The sequence below is a fragment of the Colwellia sp. C1TZA3 genome, from assembly GCF_007954265.1.
Taxonomy (GTDB): domain Bacteria; phylum Pseudomonadota; class Gammaproteobacteria; order Enterobacterales; family Alteromonadaceae; genus Cognaticolwellia.
Genome location: NZ_VOLS01000128.1, coordinates 1 through 1,765, shown reverse-complemented (window position 1 = coordinate 1,765; position 1,765 = coordinate 1). Strand labels below are relative to the sequence as shown.

The window sequence follows — 1,765 nt, the reverse complement described above, 5'->3', positions numbered from 1 at the left end:
GTTAAAATAGCTCAAGGCTGTGTTGCTCTCAATCCCAATAGCCAGCTATTGCTCAATCGAGCGCCTTACCTTGAGTTATTTTTCCTGCGCACAACAAGATCACAAACTTAATGGAACTGGTATTAGTTAGCATTAAGAGGTGAATACTAACGGCAGCTTAGAGCTTTTAGTTCACATAGAGGCTGAACGATTTATTGGCAATAAGTCATTCTCAAAAGCTTAAACTTTTTATCTATGGGGAACGTCAGCTATCGGGAAACTGCTAGAGGAGTCTGATTGTTAAGCCATATCCGCTGTAGAGCAAAGCATACAAAAATTTTCAAATACTAATGTCTTCAGTGTGGCATAAGTCTATTTTTTTTTCGATGTTGGCCAAACAAAGGGAGCGGGCTTGGTGGAAGTCGTTTCTGCTACTGCTGTATTCTGGGCGAGTATCCCCCTGATTAATTTCCCCGTTTCTTTATGCTTACTACAAAATGTTTTTAGGTATAAAATTTCAACTCTACTGCGTGCCCAAGGGGTTGTTCGCAGAAATTTCAAACTTGATTTAAGACGCGGTTTATTGATGAAACAACGAATGTTAAGTAACTCACCCATCTTATCCCAACCAATTTTCTTCTCTAGTTCGGTTAGAATCTGTTCAAGTTTCACGCCGTGTAGCGGATCATTACTTTTATTCATAGTCTACTTAAATTAAAAAATAGCATTGTAACAAGTTTCCTAAATATTGACAGACTTATGCGTTTAACTCAGGTAAAAGTGCACTAAGAACTTTATGGAAAAATTAATGTCCCCAGTGAGCTTGAAGCTCACAATAGAACTAGTAAATAATATGAGAGACCTTGCTCTTTTTAATCTTGCTATAGATAGTAAATTAAGGGGTTGCGATTTAGTTGCTCTAAAAATAAGGGATATTGCCCACGGAAAAACTATTCAGTCGAGAGCTATTATTGTTCAAAAAAAATAGAATTACCCGTTCAATTTTAACTTACCAAAAACACACGTAAGTCAATTCAAACTTTGATTACAAGTTTTCAACTAAGCCAAAATAATTCCTTGTTTAAATCGAGAATTCATTCGTCGGCGCATTTATCAACACGACAGTACGGAAAAATAATTGATGCTTGGGTTTCAATGATTGCTTTAGACCAAATCTAATATGGGACTCACACAATGAGCAGAACCAAACCTGCATTGATTTACAGGAAAACTAAAAACCTACGAGCATCTCAACTGTTGCTCGGTCGTAAAAAGCTTGAAAGTACAGTCAGATATTTAGGACTAGAAGTGGATAATGCGCTTGAAATTTCGAAAAGTATAGATTGCTAAATAAAATGCCAGAGTCATTCATGGTCTCTAGCAACTCAGCCACCATTGCGGTCATTCACGTATTCGTATTGGCATGATTTCAAAAGTGCGCATTGCAAACACTAGCAGTTATACCAATTTGATTAATTAAGTGATCTACTTTTTCACGAGGAAAAATGGATAAATACAAGGCATAAAATTTAGTCAGTAGTTATTCTACTTATAAATTTCATAACGCTGTAGTTATTCATTTTAACCATTAAAAATGAGCAGGTAATTAATCAACTTGGTATTACTACTCTTACGTCTGCTTCACTAATGAAGCAGACCTTATACCAATCCCATTAAGTTATTGCTCACTTGTACTAGTTAAAATAGCTCAAGGCTGTGTTGCTCTCAATCCCAATAGCCAGCTATTGCTCAATCGAGCGCCTTACCTTGAGTTATTTTTCCTGCG

At 36.5% G+C, this 1,765-nt stretch carries 2 protein-coding genes; one reads left to right on the top strand and one right to left on the bottom strand.

From position 1 onward, the window contains the following. Window positions 1-351: 351 nt before the first annotated feature. Complete coding sequence (locus ESZ39_RS17430; RefSeq protein WP_146881185.1) at window positions 352-681, bottom strand: VF530 family DNA-binding protein; 330 nt, start codon at window positions 679-681, stop codon at window positions 352-354. Window positions 682-775: 94 nt separating this feature from the next. On the opposite strand from ESZ39_RS17430, the gene ESZ39_RS18210 reads away from it, so the two are divergent. Further along, entirely contained in the window at window positions 776-967 is a 192-nt protein-coding gene (locus ESZ39_RS18210; protein ID WP_223270445.1) for a hypothetical protein, read from the top strand. Window positions 968-1,765: the final 798 nt, after the last annotated feature.

Bases quoted from the DNA above. Each gene is read 5' to 3' on its own strand.
- ESZ39_RS18210 (WP_223270445.1), top strand. From the start codon at position 776: ATGGAAAAATTAATGTCCCCAGTGAGCTTGAAGCTCACAATAGAACTA.
- ESZ39_RS17430 (WP_146881185.1), bottom strand. From the start codon at position 681: ATGAATAAAAGTAATGATCCGCTACACGGCGTGAAACTTGAACAGATT.